We start from the raw sequence: 24762 nt of genomic DNA, 5'->3' as shown, positions 1-24762 counted from the left end.
AATATTTTATTGCTACCTGTTACGTTTACTTGTTATGTTTATTGTAAAAATTTCTTTATAAATAAAAGCATAAATAAAAGCACTAAAATAAACTTTCCGTTAAAATACCAGTAATTAATCCCCCTTTTATTTTTTTTTTTTTTAATTTCCCACTGATTTATATCCGGATTCTATAAGATAATTTATTTCATTTTCATCTAAATCAAAATCCAGAAAAGATATATCAGATACATCTATTTTGATGATATTTTCAGGATTGAAACTCACTTTTTCCGGCATTCCAATATTGTATAAATTCGAAATGATGTTTTTAAGTATATTTAAGGGATTTAGTCCTTTAGAAGATTTCTTGCCCTCTAATTTTATCCCTATGACAGGTATATCACTACTTTCAATTAGCCAAAAGGGAAAATTGTCAAATATACCCCCATCCACAAAGTAGTGGACTTTCTCCCCGCTATCCGTTTTCCTTTTAATTTCAACAGGTTTAAATACAAATGGCACACTTGTGCTCATTCTCACTGCCTTTGCAACTTCAAAATCATCCGGCTGTATACCATAAAACTCTAAGTCATCAGGCAAAACCACAATTTTGTCCCTGGTGGCATCCACCGCCGTCATTCTCATTTTGTACCCCCTGGGGTTTACCCTGTCCTTTAGCCCTCCCCTTAAATCCCCAAAGGTTCTTATCCCCTTCTTTTTCAAAACATCATACATCCACTCTTCTAAATAGTTCCCGTCAAAAAGGTAACCCTTATTACAAAACTTAACTATTTTTTTTACAACACTGCAGCGCATATTATATAAATCCAGCTCATTAAAACCGTCAAAACCACATTCACAGTCTTTTTTTAACTTTTCCATTACCAAAAAAAATTCCCTGTTTTCTTCATTTAAAACCCTCTGGTTTTGAATAAAGTCAATATATTCTGATATAATAGGTATTTTCCTTACAACATCTGTTCCTTTTATTTTTTCAAAATTGAAATTTTTTAAAATATCCATTAAAGCACGTGGACTATAGCCTGACGCAATAATACTTCCCACCATGGCTCCTGCTGATACCCCTGCTATATTTAAAACTTTCCAACCATCCAGATCCAGCGCCTTAAAGGCACCTATATATGCTATCCCCTTAACGCCCCCGCCGCTCAGTACCAGATTTAAGCTTTTATTACCTTTAAACACCCTCTACTACTCCTTTTAAAACACTTAATTTTCCCAATATATTTATATTTTAAAAAAAATTAATCTTAGAATGTAACATTTTAAGCACATTAGTAATATACTGTAATGAAAAAAACTAAACTTAAATTAGCTAAGAAAGGATTGGTCAAATGGATTGCAACAACTTAAATAAAACTCTTTCGGGTATTATGGGAAATATGGATAAAAAATCTTTACAGGATAATTTATCAAAGGCATTGGATATATTAAAAAACAGTGATGCAAATGAACTTGCAAAACAAATAAACTCTGTGTGCAACTCAGATACACCTGATAAACAGCGTTTAGAAAAATTAAATATTAATACCGATGCAGTAAAAAATATCAACCCTTCAGATTTGGAAAAACTTATTAATTACATAGGCAGTCACGGGGACGAAATTAAAAGTAAGCTAAAGGATGTTATAAAATAATACCGGGGGAATGTTTATGAGTGAAGACATGGACAAGAACATACAAAAAGCAATAGAAATAATAAATAAACCTGAAACTTTGCAAGGACTTCTGAATATTTTAGGAAATACTGCAAGTAAACCATCGGACAGTGAAAATCCAACTGATACAAAAAATGAAAACCCATATATGGCAAAAGATATGGGGGAAAATACATTTTTTCCAAAGGACATAGGTGAAAATTTGGAACTTTTGCAAAGGGTTAAAGATGCTGTAAGTGTATTAAATTCTAATAAAGACCCCAGAATTAACCTTTTAAAGGCCATAACACCTTTTATGAACAAAAAGAGGAAAAAGGCAGTTAATGACTGCATACAGCTTTTAATGGTTTCACAGCTTTTACCTGCTATATTGAGCATAAATAACCTGAATATAAATAACCTAAATAAAAGTCCAGGGATATAATTCCCCGGACTTTTAAATTTATATTAGTTTTAATCTTCCTCTTGTATCCACCCCTCCTATTCCCTTTGTTCCTGAATAAGTGCCCATTACCGCCTGTTTTGGAGTTATAATTCTATTATGAGGTGTTAAGGCAATTCTGGAGGCCAAAGTGACAGGGTCTGTTGAATGTATCAGCACCCTGGCGGGAGAACTAGCATAGGTAGCGCCTGCCGAAATAAGTGCTTCATAATAGGACTGGCATGCTCCTGCATATACAAACAAACCTTCAGGGTCAGGCTGGTATGCCCTGGCTTCACTTACCGCCTGATAATAATATCTTGAATATGTATAACTCCCAAAAGATTCGATATCAGTAGCATCTTTACGCAATCCGTCATGACCAGTAAAAACTACAATATCCGGATTGTATTTACTTAAAAGGCTTCTTGCTAAATTGGGCTGTTCCGGTTCATCCACATATACTCCTACAGGATTTAAGCCCAATATTTTATAATACGCCATACTTGAATTTAAAAATTCCCTGCTCCCGTCTATATGTAGTACCTTCCCCGGTATTCCTCTCCTTCTCACATGTCCTATATTAAATAAATTTATGCTTTTGTATAATTGATTAAAAAAACGCTGTCTTTTTAATCCATAAATGTTTCTTTCTGCACTAAGTTTTGCAACCTTAGGGTTTATTTTTACTAAATCATCTTTATCTGCATCAGCTACTAACCTTACAGTCAAACCCTTTAGTACATACCTTTCCCTTCTTTCACCCTCTTCTATACTTCTTTCAACATCCTCTACAATGTCAGAAATTACAAATACAACATCCTTTCCATATGATTTTCTTGCCACAAAATCACCTATACTATAATCCGGCAATGCAAAACCCCCTTTTCCAGGCTAAAATATCCATTAAAATAGCACATTACATCATATGCAAATGCATTTATTTTTGATAATGAAATTGGAGGTAACTTTTATATTGAGGGGTAACATTTTAATATGGAATAGCAACATTTTAAATGAATATGAATATATTGTATTACCACCCATGGTATTTTCATGTTTAAAACAATTTATTTGGAAAGGAGTATGTTGATATGTCTGACGACAGGATTTTCCCAGGAACAAGTCCATCAGTAGGTACAGGTACAACATCCAACCAGTGTGTAAGTTCCCCGTCAATATGTACTGGTATAAGTCCTTTTGCGGGAGGCTTTGAGCTTTTACTTATTATATTATTAATAATCCTTCTTCTTTGCTTCATTGGTTCTTGCTGTTTTGGAGGCTTTGCACTGGCAAATTAAGCATACCGGTTAATTTGCATACCGGTTATTAAAAGGGGGATAATCCCCCCTTTTGGACCACCCGCCCTTTTTCACCTGGGCACTTCTATTTCATAACTAATAAAATTTTCTCCTCTTACATGGTGGCAAATAATGGTTTTTGTCTATTTTGGCATTTATTTATTTTTTGGCACTTTTATATTCTATAAGATTAGATAATCAAAAAGCAAAAAAGGTTTAAAATATTTTTTAAAAAAACAAAACCAAGGCAAAATTTACATTTGTACAGTTGAATAATTTAATGTTAACATAATATAAAAGCATGTTTAATTTTAAAAAAAATTAATGAAGTTAATTTGTAGTTTTTACATAATATTACTTTGTTGTATACAGGGGTGTTAACATTTATGAATAATTTCAAAATATTTAAAAAATTATCTGGAATTATTATTTTATTAGTAATTGTTTTTAATTTTCATGCAAATGCTTTTGCACAATTTGAAACAGCGGCAGGTTCGGCCATTTTAATGGAGGCATCTACAGGGGAAATTCTTTATGAAAAAAATTCTGATGTTCCTCTTCCACCTGCCAGCATTACAAAAGTAATGACCCTTTTAATTGCCTTTGAGGCTATAGAACAGGGTTTAGTTGACTGGAATGATGATGTAAGCATATCTGAAAAAGCCTGGAGAATGGAAGGCTCAAAAATGTTTTTGCAAGTTGGGGACAAAGTAAAATTAGGCGACATAATAACAGGTATTTCAGTTGTGTCAGCTAATGATGGCTGTGTTGCACTTGCAGAACACCTATACGGCAGTGAAAATGCCTTTGTGAATGTTATGAACCAAAGGGCAAAAGAGCTTGGAATGACAAACAGCACATTTAAAAATTCAAGCGGGCTGCCAAGTGAAGGGCATGTAATGAGCGCAAAGGATATAGCTATTTTATCACGGTTTATAATAGAAAACTACCCTGAAATTTTAGAACTGGAATCACAAAGGGAATTTACCTATAACAATATAAGGCAGTTTAACCGCAATCCCCTTCTTGGTGTTTTTGAAGGTGCTGACGGTTTAAAAACAGGCTGGACTGAAGAAGCCGGATACTGCCTTGTGGGAACTGCAAAACAGGATGATATCAGAATGATATCTGTAGTTCTCAATACAAAAAGTGAACAGGAAAGGTTTGAAACTTCCCAAGAACTTCTGACTTATGGATTCAGGAATTTCAAAAAAGCAGATTTTGTTGAGGCAGGTGAAATAATTGAAACCCTCAATGTGAAAAATGGCACCAAGGAAACTGTATCACTGGTGGCTAATGACAGCATTTCACTGGTAATACCTGTTTCCCGGGAAAAGGACATTGAAATAATAACCTCCTTTGATGACGAAACTGTAAAAGCGCCTGTTAAAAAGGGGGAGGTTTTAGGTAAAGTAGAGGTGGTACTTGATGATAAAGTGCTGGCAAGCTCTGATTTATCAGCATCTGAGGATGTTTCACGTTTAGGGTTTTTTAAAATTTTAATACGCAATATAATTAACTTTTTTAAATTCTTCTCTAAATAAAAAACTAAACTCACCATATTTAGAAAGGCACTTCAAAAAGCATCAGGCGGATCTCCCCTCCGCCTGATTCTGCTTTTAAAAAACTTTCTTATCTTTTCCTAAATTCTTTCATATTTTTTACTTAAATTATAGTGGAAAATCAGATTATTATAGATTATTATAATGGAAAATCAGCGTCTTTTTTAATATGCTTAAAAGTCTTAACTCTTTTTGCATAGTCATCTACAATATGACCATTTCCAATAACCTTGTATTTGTAAATTAAAAGACCGTCCAGCCCTACAGGACCTCTTGAATGGATTTTAGAAGTGCTTATACCCACTTCTGCACCAAATCCATATCTGAATCCATCGCTAAACCTTGTTGAACAATTCCAAAATACATTGCCTGAGTCCACCAGGTTCATAAACAAAGCTGCATTGTCTTTATCATCAGTGATAATGCTGTCAGTGTGACCTGAACCATAAGTATTAATGTGGTCAATGGCTTCATGAATATCATCTACCACTTTAATAGACAGCTTGTAGTCTAAATATTCAGTCTTCCAATCTTCTTCAGCAGCCGGTGAAACAGGTATAATTTCCTGGGTTTTTGGACATCCAACCAAAGCTACTTCCTTTTCATCAAGGGCTTTCTTAATCTCAGGCAGCACTTTAGGTGCCACATCTTTATGAACTAAAAGAGTCTCTGTTGCGTTACACACTGCAACGTATTGGGTTTTAGAATCAACTACAATTTTTACTGCCATGTCAATCCGTGCATGTTCATCAATATAGCAGTGGCAAATACCGTCTGCATGTCCCATAACAGGTATTCTTGAATTGTCCATAATATATCTTACAAACTCATTTGAACCACGCGGAATGATAAGATCTATATACTCATCCATCTTTAGCATCTCATTAACATCTTCCCTGGTTTCCAAAAGACAAATCCAGCCTGTAGGAATACCTGCCTTGTCTGTGGCTTCAGCGATAATATCAGCCAGTATACGGTTGGTGTTCCTTGCCTCAGAACCGCCCTTTAGCATTACTCCATTACCACTTTTTAGACATAATGTAGAAATTTGAACAAGGGCATCAGGTCTTGATTCAAAAATCACACCTATAACTCCTATTGGACATGTAACTTTATATAAATCCAGTCCCTGGTCAAGTTCAGTGCAAAATACCGTCTTTCCTACAGGGTCTTCTAACTTTATAAGACTGTTTATTCCGTCAACAACATCTTTTATTTTTGCCTCGTCAAATTTCAGCCTTTTTAAAAGTGGCGCAGCTAAGTTTTCTTCTTCGCTCCTTTTTAAATCCTCAGCATTAGCTTTTATAATCTCGTCTTTTCTATCCATAAGTGCCTTGGCAATTTGAGCTAATGCCTGGTTCTTAAGTTCTGTACTTGCTGCTGCTAATTTAACGGATGCTTTTTTTACATTAAATGCCTGTTCTTTTAACAACATAATATCTCCTCACAGCTGTTTTATTTTACACGATTATAACATATCACAGTAATAGCTGCAAGCATGGGAAATTTGTTGTAATATAAAGTTTTATTATGACCTGTTTAAGGAATCGATATCTCTGGAAGTTTTTTTATCCACATCAGATTTGCAGCAGTCTTCGCCTTGGACATTACGGGATTCTAATTTAGATGCTTCCATTACTTTTTCCATAATTATTTCTTTTATTTCTTCTGTAGTTTCCTCAAGATTAAATGTATTTTTTATTTCTTCTAAAAGCTTACCGTCTGAAGAAATTTCTGCTAAGTCTATGTCTAAACATTTATCGTCTGTGCACAGTCTGAATAATGCTTTGTATTCATAATGATCCTCCGTGATATTCAGGTTAACTACTTTTAAGTCTCTGCACTTCATATTTTTTCCTCCTATTTTAAATTATTTTTTATAATTAATTATATACCACCCTATTTATATATTAAAACAAATTTCTATTTATTTGTTAAATTTTTTTAAAATTCAATGGAAGCTGATAAATCCACATTTTCCTAATATAAAATAATATAAATTGAGAAGAATAATTTTGTGGAGGTGTTTTGTATATGAAAAATAAATTTAAAGTAATTTTATTAGTATTTTTAACAGTATGTGTACTAACTTTTACATTCACCGGATGTGCCCGGCCGGACACAGATGAGCAGAACCAGACTGAAACGCTCCCGGAAAGAGACATGCCGGCTGTACCAGGTGATGATATGGGAAGAACTCCTACCCCTAGAACCGGAAATAGAAACGGGAATATTTTAAACAACGACCTTGATGATGACCTTAATATTAATGAGACACCGGGGGTAAATAACGGAAGAAATACAAATGGATTAGACCGTGAAACTCCTGTACAGCAAACAAATTTTGACAAGGAAAGGGCGGACAAAATAACAACCCAGCTTGAAAAAGTTGAAGGCGTTGATGAAGTCAGCGTTGTTGTAAACGGAAATACCGCTGTTGTTGTCTATACCCCAACGGATCCTGATAAAGCTTCAAATGAAACAGATAACATGGTAGTAGAAAAGGTTAAAGACATAGACAATGGTATAACCAAAGTTGAAGTAAGCCGTTCTGCTGCTGCAATGACAAAAATAAGAAAACTTATAGACGACATTGGAAAAAACAAACCCATGGAAGAATTAAATGATATGTTTGAAGATTTAATGCGTATTATAAACCCTCAAAGTTAAACATTTTAGTAATTACACATTTTAGGACAGGCTATACAGGCATTTTCAGGACAGGCAGGTTTGTCTTTTTAAATTCAAGACTAAAAGACAAACCCCTGTCCATATCTAAAAGAGTTTGCCTGATATTTTTTAATAATGATATTTTTTAATAAAAACAAGCTTTGTAAATAACGACCCGGTATCATGCGAAAATCAACAGAGAATCAGCAAAAAATCAACAAAAAATGTGATGCAAATATTTTTTTAGGTTTTGCATCACATTGCTTTTTTAGCTTTTATTTATTGCTGTCTGTATTGTGATTCCTGCTGTTGGATATACTGCTGTCTTCCCTTTAGTTGTTCTAGTGCATTCTCCAGATTATCGGCTATTTGCTGGAATGTCTGTTTAGCCTGTTCATCCTGTGTTTCAAGGGCAAAGGTTTTCATTATTGTCGCTGCAGCACTTTGAATACCTGCTATGGCCTGCTGCATTTGGGTTTCCACCGTCATTTATTCTCTCCACCTCCCTTCTCTTATCAAAATAAACAGCCATTATATCAAATAATCAGCCTTTAGGTCTGAAAATCAATGAACTTATAAATCCAAAAATTATTGCAGAGGAAATACCGGCGCTGGTTATTTCAAAAATACCTGTAAGCACCCCTACAATGCCTGTCTTTTCTGCTTCTAAAAGGGCACCTCTTACCAGGGAGTACCCAAAACTGCTAATTGGAACTGAAGCCCCTGCTCCGGCAAATTTAATAAGAGGTTCATAAAGTCCTAAACCTCCTAAAATTGCCCCTAAAACAACAAAAGTACACATGGTGTGGGCAGGAGTTAGTTTAAAGCCGTCCATTAAAATTTGTCCTATCGCACAAATAAGACCTCCGATTAAAAACGCCCAGATATAGCTTTGCATTTTTATAAACCTCCTTATATTGCATCTTGTATTACATTTCTAAAGAAACTGCATGAGCAATACATGGGATAAACTCTTTTTGCTGGTATGACATAGGAGACAACAGAGCACCTGTTGCTACCACCAGGATTTTTTTCAACTCGCCTTTTTTCATTCTGTTTATAAAATGTCCATAGGTAGTTACTGCTGCACATCCACAACCACTTCCACCTGAAAAAACAGGTTGCTCATCCTTATATATAATCTTGCCGCAGTCGGTAAACTTTTCTTCCGGCAGGCTGATACCATGCTTTTTTAATAATTCTTTGGCAATTTCATGCCCCACTCTTCCCAAATCCCCTGTGGCAATAATATCATAATCTGATAAATCAATATTTAAATCCCTCATATGGGCTGAAATTGTATCCACCGCTGCCGGTGCCATAGCCGCCCCCATATTAAAGGGATCGGAAAGTCCCATATCCACAACACGTCCGATAGTGGCACATACAACCCTTGGTCCTTCTCCCTCCCGGGCAACTAAAGCTGCTCCGGCTCCTGTAACTGTCCACTGTGCAGTAGGAGGTTTTTGAGCCCCATACTCTGTAGGGTATCTATATTGCTTTTCGCATGCTGCATTGTGACTGGAGGTAGCCGCCAGGGCATTATTTGCAAAATTGCCGTCCACTAAAATAGAAGCCAGAGCCAGCCCTTCCACAGAACTTGAGCAGGCACCGAAAATGCCTAAATACGGTATTCCCAATGTACGGGCAGTAAAGCTGCTTGATATTATCTGGTTTATTAAATCGCCGCTAAAAAAAAATTCAACATCTTCTTTTTTGACTCCGGCCTTTTTTATGGCTATCTCACAGGCATGTTCTAAAAGCTTTCTTTCCGCCTTTTCAAAACTGTCCTGCCCAAGCCATAAATCTTCACTGAACATATCAAAATCATCTGCTAAAGCACATTTTGATTCAAAAGGCCCTCCAACCGCTGCACTTCCTGCAATAACAGGTTTTGATTCAAAAACCCATGTTTGACGGCCCTGCAACAATTACATCCCTCCTAACCCTTGAATTATCAGTTTTATAATTGCTACAACAAAGGCTGAAAAAACGCCGAATACAATAACCGGTCCGGCAATTTTAAACATATTCCCTCCCACTCCCAACACATATCCTTCAGTCCTATGCTCTAAAGCAGCCGAAGTAATTGTATTGGCAAACCCGGTAACAGGTACTGCAGTCCCTGCCCCTGCCCACTGTGCAATATGGTCGTAAAATCCTAAGGATGTAATAAGTGCAGAAATAAAAATCAGCACCGCCGAAGTAGGGTTGGATGCGGTTTCCTCTGTAAATCCAAAATAGTTAACAAACACCGTTTTAATTGCCTGTCCGAGGGTGCATATCAATCCTCCAGTAAAAAAGGCTTTAACTGTATTTAGTACTATAGGACGTTTTGGCTCTTTTGACTTTGCCAGTTGTTGATATTCCTGCTGGGTTGGTGTAAGTTTTTTCTTCTTTTTATCTGACATATTATCCACCTTCTAATTGCGTAGTATTGTTTAGGTAATTATTGTTTTGTGTAGTAGTAATTGTCTGCATTAATGTTATTGTATGTTTTATTGTTATCGCTCCATTATGTTATTGTTTGTTTTAATGCAATCGTTACATTAATATTGTTGCCTATTTTATTGTCTGTTTTAGTGTTATTGTCCCCTTATGTTGCTCACCTTTTTTAATGTTATCGTTTAATTAATGCTATTGCTTGCCTTAATGTTATTGTTTACCTTTAATAAAGTTATTGTTTACCTTAATAAGTAGGGTTCTAATTTTTCCTTTAACTCTTTTAATTTTTGTTCATTTTTCTGATACATATTTTTAGCCTCTTCATTTTTGGTTTCAAGGGCATATTTCATAAAATCAGCATGACACTTTTCTAAGTTTGCATACAGCATTTCCTTAACTTTTGGCTGCGGTATATTTATGGAATCGTCAAAAAGGTCAACATACAGATCCCCAGATGAATCCACCTGTCCTATAAAAACATTGTCAATGGATACCCCCATTTTATCCAGCTGGGTTTTTAACCATCCCTGATTAAGTCCTAAAGATGTTAATGGCTCATTTAAAGGAGTTCCGTCCAGTATCACCGTTTGAGATTCTGACCGGGGAGCAACTTTTTTGCCTATATCATGGGCAGTTAAGGGCTTTTTATCACTTTTCATAAATACATTTATTTCACCATTTGATTCCATAAGTGCAAATTCCACATCAGCTAAGTTAAAAACATTTTTAGACCTTAAATCCCTTAAAAGTTCTTCCCCGGTTATTCTTGCCCTAAGCAAGTTTTCTTCCATAATTTTACCGTTTTTAATAAGTACTGTCCCTTTTCCAATTACAATATCGTGAATCAATTTACTTTTTATTGAAAGATAATCTATTGCAACAGGAAGTAAAACCCATACTCCTAAAGCAATAAATCCAAAGGCGATATTTTTTATAACTTTTGTTGATATTAAAGCAGATATAACTGCAATTGCTATATAGCTCATAAAAGTAAAGGGGGTCACATTTGCCATGTTTTTTTTGCCTATAACTCTGGCTGAAAATAAAACTAAAACCAGCAATGAAAAAGATCTTAATAGTATTTCAATGCATTCCTGCATAGCATCACCCATTAGTTTCCTTCATATTGGGGTTCTTCAAATTCTAAAGTTTGAATTCTTTTTTCCAAATCTTCTACGATGCCGTTTATAGTGTTTATTGCTTCATTAAAGACGGTTTTTGTTTCTTCATCCTGTGATTTGACAGAGTATATCCCTAAAGTCCCCTGAATACCTTTTAAATTTGCTAAAGTTTGTTTAACTTGTGAAGCAACAGTCAATTTAATCAACCTCCAATTTTAAGTTTATTATTACACCAATTGTTATTTTTAATCCGTTATAATGTCAGGTAATTTTTCACATATACATTTCTGTTGTATAATAATTAGTGTAAGTGTAAATGTAGTTAAAGCACATAAATATATTTTTGAAAATTTGTCGATGTCCGATAGCGTAAAAAACCCCGGGGGTCGACAACTTTCATTTTTTTGCGTCAAATGCAGTTTCCTTCCGGCTTTGCAGTTTTTTCTCCTGCCTTACTTGACTTTTTATATTACATGAGGTTAAAATATGAATGTAGGCGTCATGCGATGCCTACGGGTTTTTACAGTACCTATGAGGAATTGAAACGCACTTCATCAGCTATCTTCTCTTTAGCATAAAAGGTTTTTACAGTACCTATGAGGAATTGAAACACGTTCGACGCAATCGGATATGTACCTTCATAAATCGTTTTTACAGTACCTATGAGGAATTGAAACGATACCTTAGAATTAAAAATAATTTGCAACAAAAAGGTTTTTACAGTACCTATGAGGAATTGAAACTCCAAATCATAATATGTTACTATGTCGTCACAGTATGTTTTTACAGTACCTATGAGGAATTGAAACCCCTAAATATTCGCCTACATACGCGCCAACATTGTCTAGTTTTTACAGTACCTATGAGGAATTGAAACGTTTATACCGGGTATTTTCTTCCACACCCATTCTAAAGTTTTTACAGTACCTATGAGGAATTGAAACAATACTGAGTGAACTGAAAGCTACTGTTCCATTGATGGTTTTTACAGTACCTATGAGGAATTGAAACGCCATTTCGTGCAGTTTTTGTGCTGTAATCCAAGTAGTTTTTACAGTACCTATGAGGAATTGAAACAATACATCATTTGACGCTCACACAGGGCAAACCCTGTGTTTTTACAGTACCTATGAGGAATTGAAACAATTAATGATTGGAGTTGATAAAATGACGGACAAAGTTTTTACAGTACCTATGAGGAATTGAAACGCCCTCCTCAACGACCTTTCCCTGCTATCTGTATCCGGTTTTTACAGTACCTATGAGGAATTGAAACAGCGTCACGTAGTAAATATAGGCACGAACTGTTTTTAAGTTTTTACAGTACCTATGAGGAATTGAAACATATAAAATAATAATCAAAGGAGGTTTTAAAATGTTGTTTTTACAGTACCTATGAGGAATTGAAACATATTAAAGAGAGAGTTTTTAAACTCTCTCTATTTTAGTTTTTACAGTACCTATGAGGAATTGAAACATATATAGTATACTTATATTATAAGGTACTTTAACAGTTTTTACAGTACCTATGAGGAATTGAAACTAATATAAGGTATTTTAATTTTAAAGTACCTTAAATAGTTTTTACAGTACCTATGAGGAATTGAAACATTAATGTTATGTAATATAAAGAGAGAGTTTTATACTCGTTTTTACAGTACCTATGAGGAATTGAAACATGGTACAAGTCACTTGCTTGGCTTTAGTGTCGATTAAGTTTTTACAGTACCTATGAGGAATTGAAACTTTTTTTTCCTGGCCACTATTCCATTCCTGGCCACTAGTTTTTACAGTACCTATGAGGAATTGAAACTTCATACCTCTTTTACAAAGTTCTAATTGATAATCAAGTTTTTACAGTACCTATGAGGAATTGAAACTTCCAATTTCCATTGAATACTTCTACATCGTCCATTGTTTTTACAGTACCTATGAGGAATTGAAACTAGCTTCTAGTGCCTCTTTTCTCATTTCTTTTTCTTTGTTTTTACAGTACCTATGAGGAATTGAAACACTGTCATACCATATCGGCTGGACACGAATTGCAGTGTTTTTACAGTACCTATGAGGAATTGAAACATTTCATTTGATTTTCTCTTTCCCATTCATCAGCCAGGTTTTTACAGTACCTATGAGGAATTGAAACATAGTCAATTGCGGTTTTCCCGACACTTGAATAGTTGTTTTTACAGTACCTATGAGGAATTGAAACAGATTTAAATCAGTAAGCATTTTTTTTATATTTTTTGTTTTTACAGTACCTATGAGGAATTGAAACGATTAGGTCTCGTATTTTTTTGAAAGTCTTCTTCAAAGTTTTTACAGTACCTATGAGGAATTGAAACAATACTTCGTGGTGCAAGTCAGCATAATATCCACTATGTTTTTACAGTACCTATGAGGAATTGAAACAGATTATTTAATCAAAAGTTATTGACTTTAATATTAAGTTTTTACAGTACCTATGAGGAATTGAAACAAGTACCTTAAATAATTAAATAAGGAGCTGATTTTGTTTTTACAGTACCTATGAGGAATTGAAACAGTGTCACTTCTGTATTTTTGATAGTACATGTTATTTGTTTTTACAGTACCTATGAGGAATTGAAACGATATAAAATTCACTAAGTTTTTTGATTTTATAAAGGTTTTTACAGTACCTATGAGGAATTGAAACCTACGTGGATAAATCGTCAACAGTTCGTGACCTAAATGTTTTTACAGTACCTATGAGGAATTGAAACAATCAACGAACGCAGAAAATGCTTTTTCATCGAAGTGTTTTTACAGTACCTATGAGGAATTGAAACTGGAGCATCTGTAAGATGCATAAACTTCATCAATCAGTTTTTACAGTACCTATGAGGAATTGAAACATTCATATCTTAGCGCTGTTTCCATTTAACCACCTAGTTTTTACAGTACCTATGAGGAATTGAAACATGTAAATGGAAGCTGAAACCTTGTTGTTACTTTTAATGTTTTTACAGTACCTATGAGGAATTGAAACTCCCATGAAGAGTTGGCGTGATTTTTTCAAATATCGTGTTTTTACAGTACCTATGAGGAATTGAAACATGTTAAGGGGGAAATTTCCCCCTTAACTTAAAATTGTTTTTACAGTACCTATGAGGAATTGAAACGCTTCAAAAAATTTTCCGCCTGAGATGATGACAGAAGTTTTTACAGTACCTATGAGGAATTGAAACATCACTTGACCGTTAATAATGAGTTTTGGTATGTACGTTTTTACAGTACCTATGAGGAATTGAAACTCACACAATTATATATAATATGCCTTATCTTAAAGCGTTTTTACAGTACCTATGAGGAATTGAAACAAACATATGTTCTATATAAAAGCAAAAAACCTGGCCAGTTTTTACAGTACCTATGAGGAATTGAAACTCAACTTCTTCTATCCTTTTTGTTTTACAAAAGCCGGTTTTTACAGTACCTATGAGGAATTGAAACAGGGCGATTTCCCTTATCATGTCGATTTCTAACCCAGTTTTTACAGTACCTATGAGGAATTGAAACATACCATATGCGGTATTAATAATTGTAAATATCGCGTTTTTACAGTACCTATGAGGAATTGAAACATATATGGTACAATATAATTAAGAGGTTAAGAAAAAGTTTTTACAGTACCTATGAGGAATTGAAACAGTTTTAAATGGCGAACTGCATGGGACTACAAGGAGGGTTTTTACAGTACCTATGAGGAATTGAAACTCAAATATAAAGAGTATAAAATAGGCAAATTCAACGAGTTTTTACAGTACCTATGAGGAATTGAAACATAAATAATAATTTTGTCGGTGCTGCTAATGAACTTCGTTTTTACAGTACCTATGAGGAATTGAAACTGTACTTTTTTATCTTTGAAAAAATTTTTAAAACTATGTTTTTACAGTACCTATGAGGAATTGAAACTACATTTTAAAGCCCCCTTTTATATGTTTTTATTTCCGTTTTTACAGTACCTATGAGGAATTGAAACCCCTGCTTTTCTTGTAGGAGGTGTAAAATGGACTTGAGTTTTTACAGTACCTATGAGGAATTGAAACTCTGCCTCAATAAATCATCTGGAAAATCTCTATAATCGTTTTTACAGTACCTATGAGGAATTGAAACATAGATTTACAGCTATCGTATATACTTGCTTTTATGGTTTTTACAGTACCTATGAGGAATTGAAACTCAGTTACATATGGTGCACCCGCTGCAGTTGTGTTATGTTTTTACAGTACCTATGAGGAATTGAAACTGGAAACTTATATTTTGTAAGGAGGAAAGAAAATGAGTTTTTACAGTACCTATGAGGAATTGAAACGTGTCTCCTGACGGGTGATTATGACAAATTATAATCGGTTTTTACAGTACCTATGAGGAATTGAAACTTCGGCTGTATAACTTTTGTAAGATGCTACAAGCCGGTTTTTACAGTACCTATGAGGAATTGAAACAAAGTAATATATTATATATGTAACTAAAAATGAAATAGTTTTTACAGTACCTATGAGGAATTGAAACTCTTATCCTTCATTCGCTTAGGTATATTTTCTTTTATAGTTTTTACAGTACCTATGAGGAATTGAAACTTGGAAAATGGAAAACTGTTGATTTGTATCGTGATGGTTTTTACAGTACCTATGAGGAATTGAAACCCGAACAAATTCACTTCAAAATTTTTATTACCTACAAGTTTTTACAGTACCTATGAGGAATTGAAACTTGAAAATTCTATAATTGCTGAATTGTGGAACCAAGGTTTTTACAGTACCTATGAGGAATTGAAACGACTCAGCCAAAACCTCATCCGCCATTTTTTCCTTAGGTTTTTACAGTACCTATGAGGAATTGAAACTCGTTCCTTCTGGCAACCTACCCCCTACAAGCTGAGGTTTTTACAGTACCTATGAGGAATTGAAACTAATAAAATCAAATTATTATGGCTTTGAGAATGGCAGGTTTTTACAGTACCTATGAGGAATTGAAACACAATAGGAGTCAATTATTAATCTATTTAGTTAATGCGTTTTTACAGTACCTATGAGGAATTGAAACGCTGCCTCATCAACCTTTCTTATCAAGTCCTCATCCGTTTTTACAGTACCTATGAGGAATTGAAACTGCTATTTTATAAAAAGCACTTGCAATTAATATTGAGTTTTTACAGTACCTATGAGGAATTGAAACATCGTAAAGTCCCTGCGTTTGCAGGCTTCACGATAGTTTTTACAGTACCTATGAGGAATTGAAACTTCTACAATATAGTTCTTCACCTAATTCACGGAAAGTTTTTACAGTACCTATGAGGAATTGAAACTTCTGAAAGTTTAGGGCTGCGTTTTCTCTAGTCCGTGTTTTTACAGTACCTATGAGGAATTGAAACACACACGTAAAAGAACTAGGTGGATTTATAAGAGTGGGTTTTTACAGTACCTATGAGGAATTGAAACTGATTTGCTTCGCTGTCGTTTCAATTTCTTTGCCGTTGGTTTTTACAGTACCTATGAGGAATTGAAACATGCTCGCCGCCGCTCTGCTAGCCTGTTTTCTAGCCGTTTTTACAGTACCTATGAGGAATTGAAACAAGCCAACGAATTGAACCAATTCTGGACCTCATCAATGTTTTTACAGTACCTATGAGGAATTGAAACAAGCCCTCCGGCAATTCAGTTGCACCTTCCGGCAACGTTTTTACAGTACCTATGAGGAATTGAAACGAAAATTAGAACAATATGAAAAGATGCTTAAAAAATGTTTTTACAGTACCTATGAGGAATTGAAACACTACATAATAATAATTATATAGGGAATAAATAATAGGTTTTTACAGTACCTATGAGGAATTGAAACTAGCCAAAGTTCGTTACTATTATACACTTAGGATATTGTTTTTACAGTACCTATGAGGAATTGAAACTCGCATAACTGACAGCCTTTTCATAATCCCATATAACGTTTTTACAGTACCTATGAGGAATTGAAACGAAATATTTCTAACTTATACTTTAATTGTACACTATTGTTTTTACAGTACCTATGAGGAATTGAAACTACCATAAGCAGTATGTATTACTGTAAATACGGCTTGTTTTTACAGTACCTATGAGGAATTGAAACAATGTTACTACCCTTTGACCATTGAACTCTTTGGCTTGTTTTTACAGTACCTATGAGGAATTGAAACGTCAACCGGATAAACAAAACATGACAGTTCATCGAGTTTTTACAGTACCTATGAGGAATTGAAACATAAAAATTACTTTTCATAACTCAAATATTCAAAATGGTTTTTACAGTACCTATGAGGAATTGAAACGCGTAAAGTGTTAGACTTTACGTATAAATTATTAAGTTTTTACAGTACCTATGAGGAATTGAAACATCCGTAAGCTACATTTAAAATTGTGAATATTGCTTGGTTTTTACAGTACCTATGAGGAATTGAAACCCATATACATGACGTTGCTATAGACCATTATAACCTGTTTTTACAGTACCTATGAGGAATTGAAACATGCGAGTCTGGTATGATACAAAACCCATTTTATGTGTGTTTTTACAGTACCTATGAGGAATTGAAACTATCAATACAACTTTTTACCAACTAGTGACGGCTCAGTTTTTACAGTACCTATGAGGAATTGAAACACATAAACAACTTCAATTTCCTTATTATTTGTTGTAAGTTTTTACAGTACCTATGAGGAATTGAAACACTGTTCCTGAGCTACCTCTCCGCCCTACAAATCCTGTTTTTACAGTACCTATGAGGAATTGAAACCAATTTGGACAAAGATTTTCTTCTTTGGGTTGTTCTTGTTTTTACAGTACCTATGAGGAATTGAAACGAAATGATATTCTTAATCTCCAACAAACCATCAACAGTTTTTACAGTACCTATGAGGAATTGAAACCTCTTTGGCAGTTTGAGTTTATTTATTCTGTTTTTGAGTTTTTACAGTACCTATGAGGAATTGAAACGGGGTCTGCCACCCCCAAACCCCTGGCGCAAACCGTTGTTTTTACAGTACCTATGAGGAATTGAAACACATAATTACCTTCTTCATCCCTGAATATACTACGTTTTTACAGTACCTATGAGGAATTGAAACATTCGTGTTCACTAATATATGTACAGTTTAGAGTAACTGTTTTTACAGTACCTATGAGGAATTGAAACTTTAATATTTTTTTTGTAAAAAGGTATTGACTTTAAGTTTTTACAGTACCTATGAGGAATTGAAACAGTCCATTTTTTCGATGTTTACATGATAAAATTTAAGTTTTTACAGTACCTATGAGGAATTGAAACTTATATAGCCCTGTAACTTCAGTTCTTTTTCGTCTTCGTTTTTACAGTACCTATGAGGAATTGAAACGCAGCACGCCCAATTAAACCACCTACTCCGTAAGAACGTTTTTACAGTACCTATGAGGAATTGAAACGAATTCTCTAATTTCTATATTTTCAAATTCTTGATTGTTTTTACAGTACCTATGAGGAATTGAAACAAAGAATATTTATCAGTGTCTGTTTATCAATGAAAGTTTTTACAGTACCTATGAGGAATTGAAACCGACACGCCCAAAAACTTGGGATGTGCAAAGAAACAAGTTTTTACAGTACCTATGAGGAATTGAAACTGAGGAAAACAAAATTCACATTCACGACAAGTACAATGTTTTTACAGTACCTATGAGGAATTGAAACGGCCACGAGCTAGCATTTTTTTAAGGGAGGATCCGTGTTTTTACAGTACCTATGAGGAATTGAAACCTAAACAAAAAGGGGTTAATGGTAAAGATGTTTACAGTTTTTACAGTACCTATGAGGAATTGAAACAATAATCGAATAAGGAGCTGGTAACATGTCAAAAGCGTTTTTACAGTACCTATGAGGAATTGAAACATGCAAATATCGGGGTTATAACATTCATAGGCAAGTTTTTACAGTACCTATGAGGAATTGAAACTCTTAAACATTATATCGCCTCCATACTATTTAATTAAGTTTTTACAGTACCTATGAGGAATTGAAACAGGGAATATGATGTAAAAGAAAAAATACCGAAAAGAGTTTTTACAGTACCTATGAGGAATTGAAACGTAAGAAATTTTACAGGTGCTTTTTTGTTCTTGTCTTTGTTTTTACAGTACCTATGAGGAATTGAAACAATAAAATCTCATAGAGGTGATTTTAATGGCAAACAAGTTTTTACAGTACCTATGAGGAATTGAAACATTCTAAGTCGCTAATATATGTACAGTTTAATGTCACGTTTTTACAGTACCTATGAGGAATTGAAACATGGTACTGAAATCAAAACTACAGCTAAGCAAGTGAGTTTTTACAGTACCTATGAGGAATTGAAACCATCTTGTCGGTTATATTCTTTGAACAGATCCCATTTGTTTTTACAGTACCTATGAGGAATTGAAACATGATCTCCAAATGGGAGACTTCCATTCTGTACCATTGTTTTTACAGTACCTATGAGGAATTGAAACAATAATCGAATAAGGAGATGGTTTTAATGACAAAAAGTTTTTACAGTACCTATGAGGAATTGAAACATACATGCTATTTTCCTCCTTTTAAGTCTTCTAGTAATGTTTTTACAGTACCTATGAGGAATTGAAACCGGCATATCTTGGAGATGTTGAACTCTCAGAAGAAAGTTTTTACAGTACCTATGAGGAATTGAAACACTACTACAGGAAGAGCAATGGGCAATAGTTCCATAAGTTTTTACAGTACCTATGAGGAATTGAAACTTTCACTCATTTCTAATTTTAATTCATTTTCTACTTCGTTTTTACAGTACCTATGAGGAATTGAAACAGAAGAATAAATGAAGTAATTTGTTTCGGTGAAAATAGTTTTTACAGTACCTATGAGGAATTGAAACTATGTCATAGCCATTGAAACATCAGACATAAGAATTGTTTTTACAGTACCTATGAGGAATTGAAACAACACATTCCAAACCTCCTTAAAATAATTTTTTTTAAGTTTTTACAGTACCTATGAGGAATTGAAACTCGTATAGAGACGCCTACGACAAGTGATATACATATGGTTTTTACAGTACCTATGAGGAATTGAAACTATGTCATAGCCATTGAAACATCAGACATAAGAATTGTTTTTACAGTACCTATGAGGAATTGAAACTATAATTAGCTTTGTTATGTTATAATTTTACAATTCTGTTTTTACAGTACCTATGAGGAATTGAAACCAATGCTATAACAGATATTTTATAATTTCTGTCATATGTTTTTACAGTACCTATGAGGAATTGAAACTCCTTCTTGGGAAAGGTTCTCTTCTTTCTCAACCCATCGTTTTTACAGTACCTATGAGGAATTGAAACTTGAATTTTCAATGTTCAATGTTCATTTTGTACTTATGTTTTTACAGTACCTATGAGGAATTGAAACGATATAGAGAGAATTCAGAAGAAGACAAAAAAGAAGGGTTTTTACAGTACCTATGAGGAATTGAAACGATATAGAGAGAATTCAGAAGAAGACGAAAAAGAAAGGTTTTTACAGTACCTATGAGGAATTGAAACATAAGTCTTCTTTGGTGATATTAACGCTAAATCTCATGTTTTTACAGTACCTATGAGGAATTGAAACACACGGCGGGAATGGGTGAACAGTTTATTTGTGGATAGTTTTTACAGTACCTATGAGGAATTGAAACATTATATAGTGAATAAGTGGACATGTTGGAAATATAGGTTTTTACAGTACCTATGAGGAATTGAAACCTTAGGTAGGTGCTTGTTCTATGCCTAAAAAGGTGGTGTTTTTACAGTACCTATGAGGAATTGAAACTCTAAAGACCATGGTGCCACATGGGAGCTGATATTTGTTTTTACAGTACCTATGAGGAATTGAAACAAAAAAGTGTTGACACGGTAACGGTAACGTGTTATACGTTTTTACAGTACCTATGAGGAATTGAAACAAGGTACTAGGTAACTATGAACCACTAAAAAGAAAGTTTTTACAGTACCTATGAGGAATTGAAACAGATAAAAGCAAAAGTAGAGCCTGTAGCTGTTATAATGTTTTTACAGTACCTATGAGGAATTGAAACGTGATTTATCAGATTATTTATATCTGATTTTTTTACTGTTTTTACAGTACCTATGAGGAATTGAAACAACCTCCTTGTTAATTAAATTTTCAATGTTCATTTTGTTTTTACAGTACCTATGAGGAATTGAAACTGATGTCTCCAACAGCTCAAATAATGATTCACAATGTGTTTTTACAGTACCTATGAGGAATTGAAACGCTGTGAAAGGTGACAGTTTTGAAATGGATGGATTCCAGTTTTTACAGTACCTATGAGGAATTGAAACTAAGATTCCTCCTTAAAATAATTTAAAATCTGGCATTTGTTTTTACAGTACCTATGAGGAATTGAAACGAAAAAATAGTTGAAAAACTAGAATCAACAGGAATGAGTTTTTACAGTACCTATGAGGAATTGAAACTTTTAAAAGTAAAGGTGAATATATAACACGTTATTGTTTTTACAGTACCTATGAGGAATTGAAACCAGCAGGATTCACTCCAGCTTGTACTGAAATATCATGTTTTTACAGTACCTATGAGGAATTGAAACAACCACCAGCACATACAAAAACTAAATCATCATACGGTTTTTACAGTACCTATGAGGAATTGAAACGCCGTTCTTAACATTTTTTATCATTCCTTTCATATTTTGTTTTTACAGTACCTATGAGGAATTGAAACTAAGAATGATAGTTACAAATACGGTAAATCAGTATATGTTTTTACAGTACCTATGAGGAATTGAAACTTGGTTTTGCCACCCTACCAAATACTTGAGATGTACGTTTTTACAGTACCTATGAGGAATTGAAACTTATAATTGTTTTCTCAAAAGTGGGTTTTGCAGGGCGTTTTTACAGTACCTATGAGGAATTGAAACAGCATAAAAACTATCCGCCCATTGGCCCAAAACATAGGGTTTTTACAGTACCTATGAGGAATTGAAACCAAGTGTGTCCATAAAATCCTTTGCGGTTACATCGTGTGTTTTTACAGTACCTATGAGGAATTGAAACTTATAGCCAAATCATAAAAAACTTCCTGAAAGACTTGTTTTTACAGTACCTATGAGGAATTGAAACTATTTGAATTTGAGCCAATCTTCTAAGTGTCTGAACGTTTTTACAGTACCTATGAGGAATTGAAACGCATAATTGAAAATGCCGGACTTATGGGGGTTCCGAGTTTTTACAGTACCTATGAGGAATTGAAACTAAATGTCTCTACCCACTTCCCATTTCATTCGGTTTGTTTTTACAGTACCTATGAGGAATTGAAACTTAAATAAACTTCTAAACGTCGTTGAGGTGAAAGTACGTTTTTACAGTACCTATGAGGAATTGAAACTCCTCATGCTTAAAATTGTAGTTCGTTTGAATTTTCAGTTTTTACAGTACCTATGAGGAATTGAAACAAATCCTACAAAGGGAATGTAACAGTTAAAATTGTAGTTTTTACAGTACCTATGAGGAATTGAAACTCCGCACGTTTTTTCATGAAACCGTGCGAGGCATTCTGGTTTTTACAGTACCTATGAGGAATTGAAACATTGTGACTTAATTTTTTGCATAAAAATATCCGAATTGTTTTTACAGTACCTATGAGGAATTGAAACACCTAGGCCAAAACTTTACATTGTTGCCTAATTTAACGTTTTTACAGTACCTATGAGGAATTGAAACAAGTTTTTATTTAAAACTAACATTTGATCATAAGTAAGTTTTTACAGTACCTATGAGGAATTGAAACATCACTGCGTTGCCCAAAACTCGGGCGTCATCATAAACGTTTTTACAGTACCTATGAGGAATTGAAACTATTTTGTCAAGCATTTTTCTCAAATTCTTTGAATTGGTTTTTACAGTACCTATGAGGAATTGAAACTATTTAGGATCTTCCGCCCAGACCCATTCAACAGGGTTTTTACAGTACCTATGAGGAATTGAAACCTTGATATTTCTTCATTTTTTAACCTCCTATAACTTGTTTTTACAGTACCTATGAGGAATTGAAACTACCTCCTATTATATTAGATAAAATACCAGTTTTATTGTTTTTACAGTACCTATGAGGAATTGAAACGCAATATATTGTATATTTGTTTATTTATGGTATATTAAAGGTTTTTACAGTACCTATGAGGAATTGAAACCTAAAATTGCACTCTCTACAGTATTCCTAAAACCTAGTTTTTACAGTACCTATGAGGAATTGAAACATGTGATTAATTGTACACCACACGATGTAAACCTTGTGTTTTTACAGTACCTATGAGGAATTGAAACTCTCGAAATTGTTGCCGTTGTATAAACCTGTAAACGGGGTTTTTACAGTACCTATGAGGAATTGAAACTTGCCTTTGTCGGTAATCATTACGCCGAAACGCTCCGTTTTTACAGTACCTATGAGGAATTGAAACGACTTCATCGACAAGTACAGATGATGGTTTGTTATAGTCGTTTTTACAGTACCTATGAGGAATTGAAACAACCTAAATCCTTCAGGTAAGGAGGTAGCTCCTTCTGGTTTTTACAGTACCTATGAGGAATTGAAACGAAAGTTACTCATGGAAAGAGGATAAGTATGAACCTGTTTTTACAGTACCTATGAGGAATTGAAACCTGTGTCAGGACATATTTGTATTTCTAGTACGTCACATGTTTTTACAGTACCTATGAGGAATTGAGTTTTTACAGTACCTATGAGGAATTGAAACTTAGATTTAATGACCTTAAAAAAATATATATACCTAAGTTTTTACAGTACCTATGAGGAATTGAAACTGAAAATTGTCATCGATTTTAATCCGACCACAGAAGAGTTTTTACAGTACCTATGAGGAATTGAAACTGTCGCACACATAATCATTAAATGTTACTTTTATGGGTTTTTACAGTACCTATGAGGAATTGAAACAACAAAGTCCAACTTATATGCTACATATCGATAAAATAGTTTTTACAGTACCTATGAGGAATTGAAACCCTGAGGCTTCATTTGAACTTTTGGATAGTATATTTTGTTTTAACAGTACCTATGAGGAATTGAAACAAATGGATTTAAAACATAAAATAGCAATAAGACTAAGTTTTTACAGTACCTATGAGGAATTGAAACCTTGAATACTTCATACTAACAAACGCTGACATGAGTTTTTACAGTACCTATGAGGAATTGAAACCTGAAAGAGGTTCGAGAATATTTCGAACCAAAAAAGAGTTTTTACAGTACCTATGAGGAATTGAAACATACCAGAAAATAATTCATCTTTACTTATAGGTTCAAAAGTTTTTACAGTACCTATGAGGAATTGAAACGCTTTTTCAGCTAATTTTTTCTGTTTGGTTTCCAGTGTTTTTACAGTACCTATGAGGAAATGTGATGTGCTTGTTTCTACCCCACCTGGTGAGGTAGATGGATTATACTAAATATCACACAGCAGACATACTGTCCGCCTCTGGACTT

Annotated in this window: 15 protein-coding genes and 1 CRISPR repeat array; of the genes, 5 read left to right on the top strand and 10 right to left on the bottom strand. The window is 34.1% G+C overall.

The features are described from left to right. Positions 1–141: 141 nt before the first annotated feature. Positions 142–1188 (bottom strand): patatin-like phospholipase family protein, encoded by a 1047-nt coding sequence (locus tag HVS_RS05105; RefSeq protein WP_101299833.1) that lies wholly within the window; start codon positions 1186–1188, stop codon positions 142–144. A gap of 149 nt (positions 1189–1337) precedes the next feature. Between HVS_RS05105 and HVS_RS05100 the strand changes: the two genes are divergently transcribed. Then, complete coding sequence (locus tag HVS_RS05100) at positions 1338–1640, top strand: hypothetical protein (protein ID WP_101299830.1); 303 nt, start codon at positions 1338–1340, stop codon at positions 1638–1640. A 16-nt stretch (positions 1641–1656) separates the two neighbouring features. Continuing rightward, a complete protein-coding gene (locus HVS_RS05095; protein ID WP_101299828.1) occupies positions 1657–2085 on the top strand; it encodes a hypothetical protein in 429 nt (142 codons plus the stop codon). 18 nt (positions 2086–2103) lie between these two features. Here HVS_RS05095 and HVS_RS05090 read toward each other — a convergent pair whose 3' ends face one another. Continuing rightward, positions 2104–2955 carry a sporulation peptidase YabG gene (locus HVS_RS05090; RefSeq protein ID WP_101299826.1) on the bottom strand — a complete coding sequence of 284 codons (852 nt, stop codon included), beginning with the start codon at positions 2953–2955 and terminating at the stop codon, positions 2104–2106. 221 nt (positions 2956–3176) lie between these two features. On the opposite strand from HVS_RS05090, the gene HVS_RS05085 reads away from it, so the two are divergent. Together HVS_RS05085 and HVS_RS05080 are read left to right on the top strand one after the other, a co-directional pair. After that, the gene (locus tag HVS_RS05085) at positions 3177–3383 is read left to right on the top strand and encodes a hypothetical protein (RefSeq protein ID WP_101299823.1); all 207 of its coding nucleotides are present in this window, start codon (positions 3177–3179) and stop codon (positions 3381–3383) included. 386 nt (positions 3384–3769) lie between these two features. Then, positions 3770–4927, top strand: a complete 1158-nt coding sequence (locus HVS_RS05080; RefSeq protein ID WP_101299821.1) for a D-alanyl-D-alanine carboxypeptidase family protein — start codon at positions 3770–3772, stop codon at positions 4925–4927. A gap of 157 nt (positions 4928–5084) precedes the next feature. Here the strand turns inward: HVS_RS05080 and HVS_RS05075 are convergent, their stop codons facing one another. Both HVS_RS05075 and HVS_RS05070 read right to left on the bottom strand, forming a co-directional pair. Continuing rightward, positions 5085–6380: a glutamate-5-semialdehyde dehydrogenase gene (locus tag HVS_RS05075; RefSeq protein WP_101299819.1), complete on the bottom strand. Its 1296-nt coding sequence runs from the start codon at positions 6378–6380 to the stop codon at positions 5085–5087. A 93-nt stretch (positions 6381–6473) separates the two neighbouring features. Beyond that, the gene (locus HVS_RS05070) at positions 6474–6794 is read right to left on the bottom strand and encodes a hypothetical protein (RefSeq protein WP_101299817.1); all 321 of its coding nucleotides are present in this window, start codon (positions 6792–6794) and stop codon (positions 6474–6476) included. A 185-nt stretch (positions 6795–6979) separates the two neighbouring features. Between HVS_RS05070 and HVS_RS05065 the strand changes: the two genes are divergently transcribed. After that, positions 6980–7615 carry a YhcN/YlaJ family sporulation lipoprotein gene (locus tag HVS_RS05065; protein ID WP_101299815.1) on the top strand — a complete coding sequence of 212 codons (636 nt, stop codon included), beginning with the start codon at positions 6980–6982 and terminating at the stop codon, positions 7613–7615. Positions 7616–7894: 279 nt separating this feature from the next. Here the strand turns inward: HVS_RS05065 and HVS_RS05060 are convergent, their stop codons facing one another. The 6 genes from HVS_RS05060 to HVS_RS05035 all read right to left on the bottom strand — a co-directional run bounded on the left by HVS_RS05060 (position 7895) and on the right by HVS_RS05035 (position 11378). Then, positions 7895–8104 (bottom strand): DUF1657 domain-containing protein, encoded by a 210-nt coding sequence (locus tag HVS_RS05060; protein WP_101299812.1) that lies wholly within the window; start codon positions 8102–8104, stop codon positions 7895–7897. Between the two features lie 55 nt (positions 8105–8159). After that, entirely contained in the window at positions 8160–8513 is a 354-nt protein-coding gene (gene spoVAE, locus HVS_RS05055) for a stage V sporulation protein AE (RefSeq protein ID WP_101299810.1), read from the bottom strand. A 31-nt stretch (positions 8514–8544) separates the two neighbouring features. Further along, entirely contained in the window at positions 8545–9546 is a 1002-nt protein-coding gene (gene spoVAD / locus HVS_RS05050; protein WP_101299808.1) for a stage V sporulation protein AD, read from the bottom strand. Beyond that, positions 9547–10026, bottom strand: a complete 480-nt coding sequence (gene spoVAC / locus HVS_RS05045; RefSeq protein WP_101299806.1) for a stage V sporulation protein AC — start codon at positions 10024–10026, stop codon at positions 9547–9549. 273 nt (positions 10027–10299) lie between these two features. After that, on the bottom strand, positions 10300–11160 hold the full coding sequence (locus HVS_RS05040; RefSeq protein ID WP_101304076.1) for a DUF421 domain-containing protein: 861 nt from the start codon (positions 11158–11160) through the stop codon (positions 10300–10302). Positions 11161–11171: 11 nt separating this feature from the next. Beyond that, positions 11172–11378 (bottom strand): DUF1657 domain-containing protein, encoded by a 207-nt coding sequence (locus HVS_RS05035; RefSeq protein ID WP_101299804.1) that lies wholly within the window; start codon positions 11376–11378, stop codon positions 11172–11174. 319 nt (positions 11379–11697) lie between these two features. Further along, positions 11698–24680: a CRISPR direct-repeat array (repeat unit 30 nt; unit sequence GTTTTTACAGTACCTATGAGGAATTGAAAC). Between the last annotated feature and the right edge of the window lie 82 nt (positions 24681–24762).

Origin of the sequence: Acetivibrio saccincola, from assembly GCF_002844395.1 — a bacterium.
GTDB classification, from domain to species: domain Bacteria; phylum Bacillota; class Clostridia; order Acetivibrionales; family Acetivibrionaceae; genus Herbivorax; species Herbivorax saccincola.
The sequence above is the reverse complement of the archived record's forward strand: the minus strand, read 5'-3'. Positions and strand labels throughout refer to the sequence as shown.

Coding starts and splice junctions, on each gene's coding strand:
- spoVAC (WP_101299806.1), bottom strand. CDS start 10,026: ATGTCAGATAAAAAGAAGAAAAAACTTACACCAACCCAGCAGGAATAT.
- HVS_RS05080 (WP_101299821.1), top strand. CDS start 3,770: ATGAATAATTTCAAAATATTTAAAAAATTATCTGGAATTATTATTTTA.
- HVS_RS05070 (WP_101299817.1), bottom strand. CDS start 6,794: ATGAAGTGCAGAGACTTAAAAGTAGTTAACCTGAATATCACGGAGGAT.
- HVS_RS05095 (WP_101299828.1), top strand. CDS start 1,657: ATGAGTGAAGACATGGACAAGAACATACAAAAAGCAATAGAAATAATA.
- HVS_RS05060 (WP_101299812.1), bottom strand. CDS start 8,104: ATGACGGTGGAAACCCAAATGCAGCAGGCCATAGCAGGTATTCAAAGT.
- HVS_RS05040 (WP_101304076.1), bottom strand. CDS start 11,160: ATGCAGGAATGCATTGAAATACTATTAAGATCTTTTTCATTGCTGGTT.
- HVS_RS05085 (WP_101299823.1), top strand. CDS start 3,177: ATGTCTGACGACAGGATTTTCCCAGGAACAAGTCCATCAGTAGGTACA.
- HVS_RS05100 (WP_101299830.1), top strand. CDS start 1,338: ATGGATTGCAACAACTTAAATAAAACTCTTTCGGGTATTATGGGAAAT.
- HVS_RS05065 (WP_101299815.1), top strand. CDS start 6,980: ATGAAAAATAAATTTAAAGTAATTTTATTAGTATTTTTAACAGTATGT.
- HVS_RS05075 (WP_101299819.1), bottom strand. CDS start 6,380: ATGTTGTTAAAAGAACAGGCATTTAATGTAAAAAAAGCATCCGTTAAA.
- spoVAE (WP_101299810.1), bottom strand. CDS start 8,513: ATGCAAAGCTATATCTGGGCGTTTTTAATCGGAGGTCTTATTTGTGCG.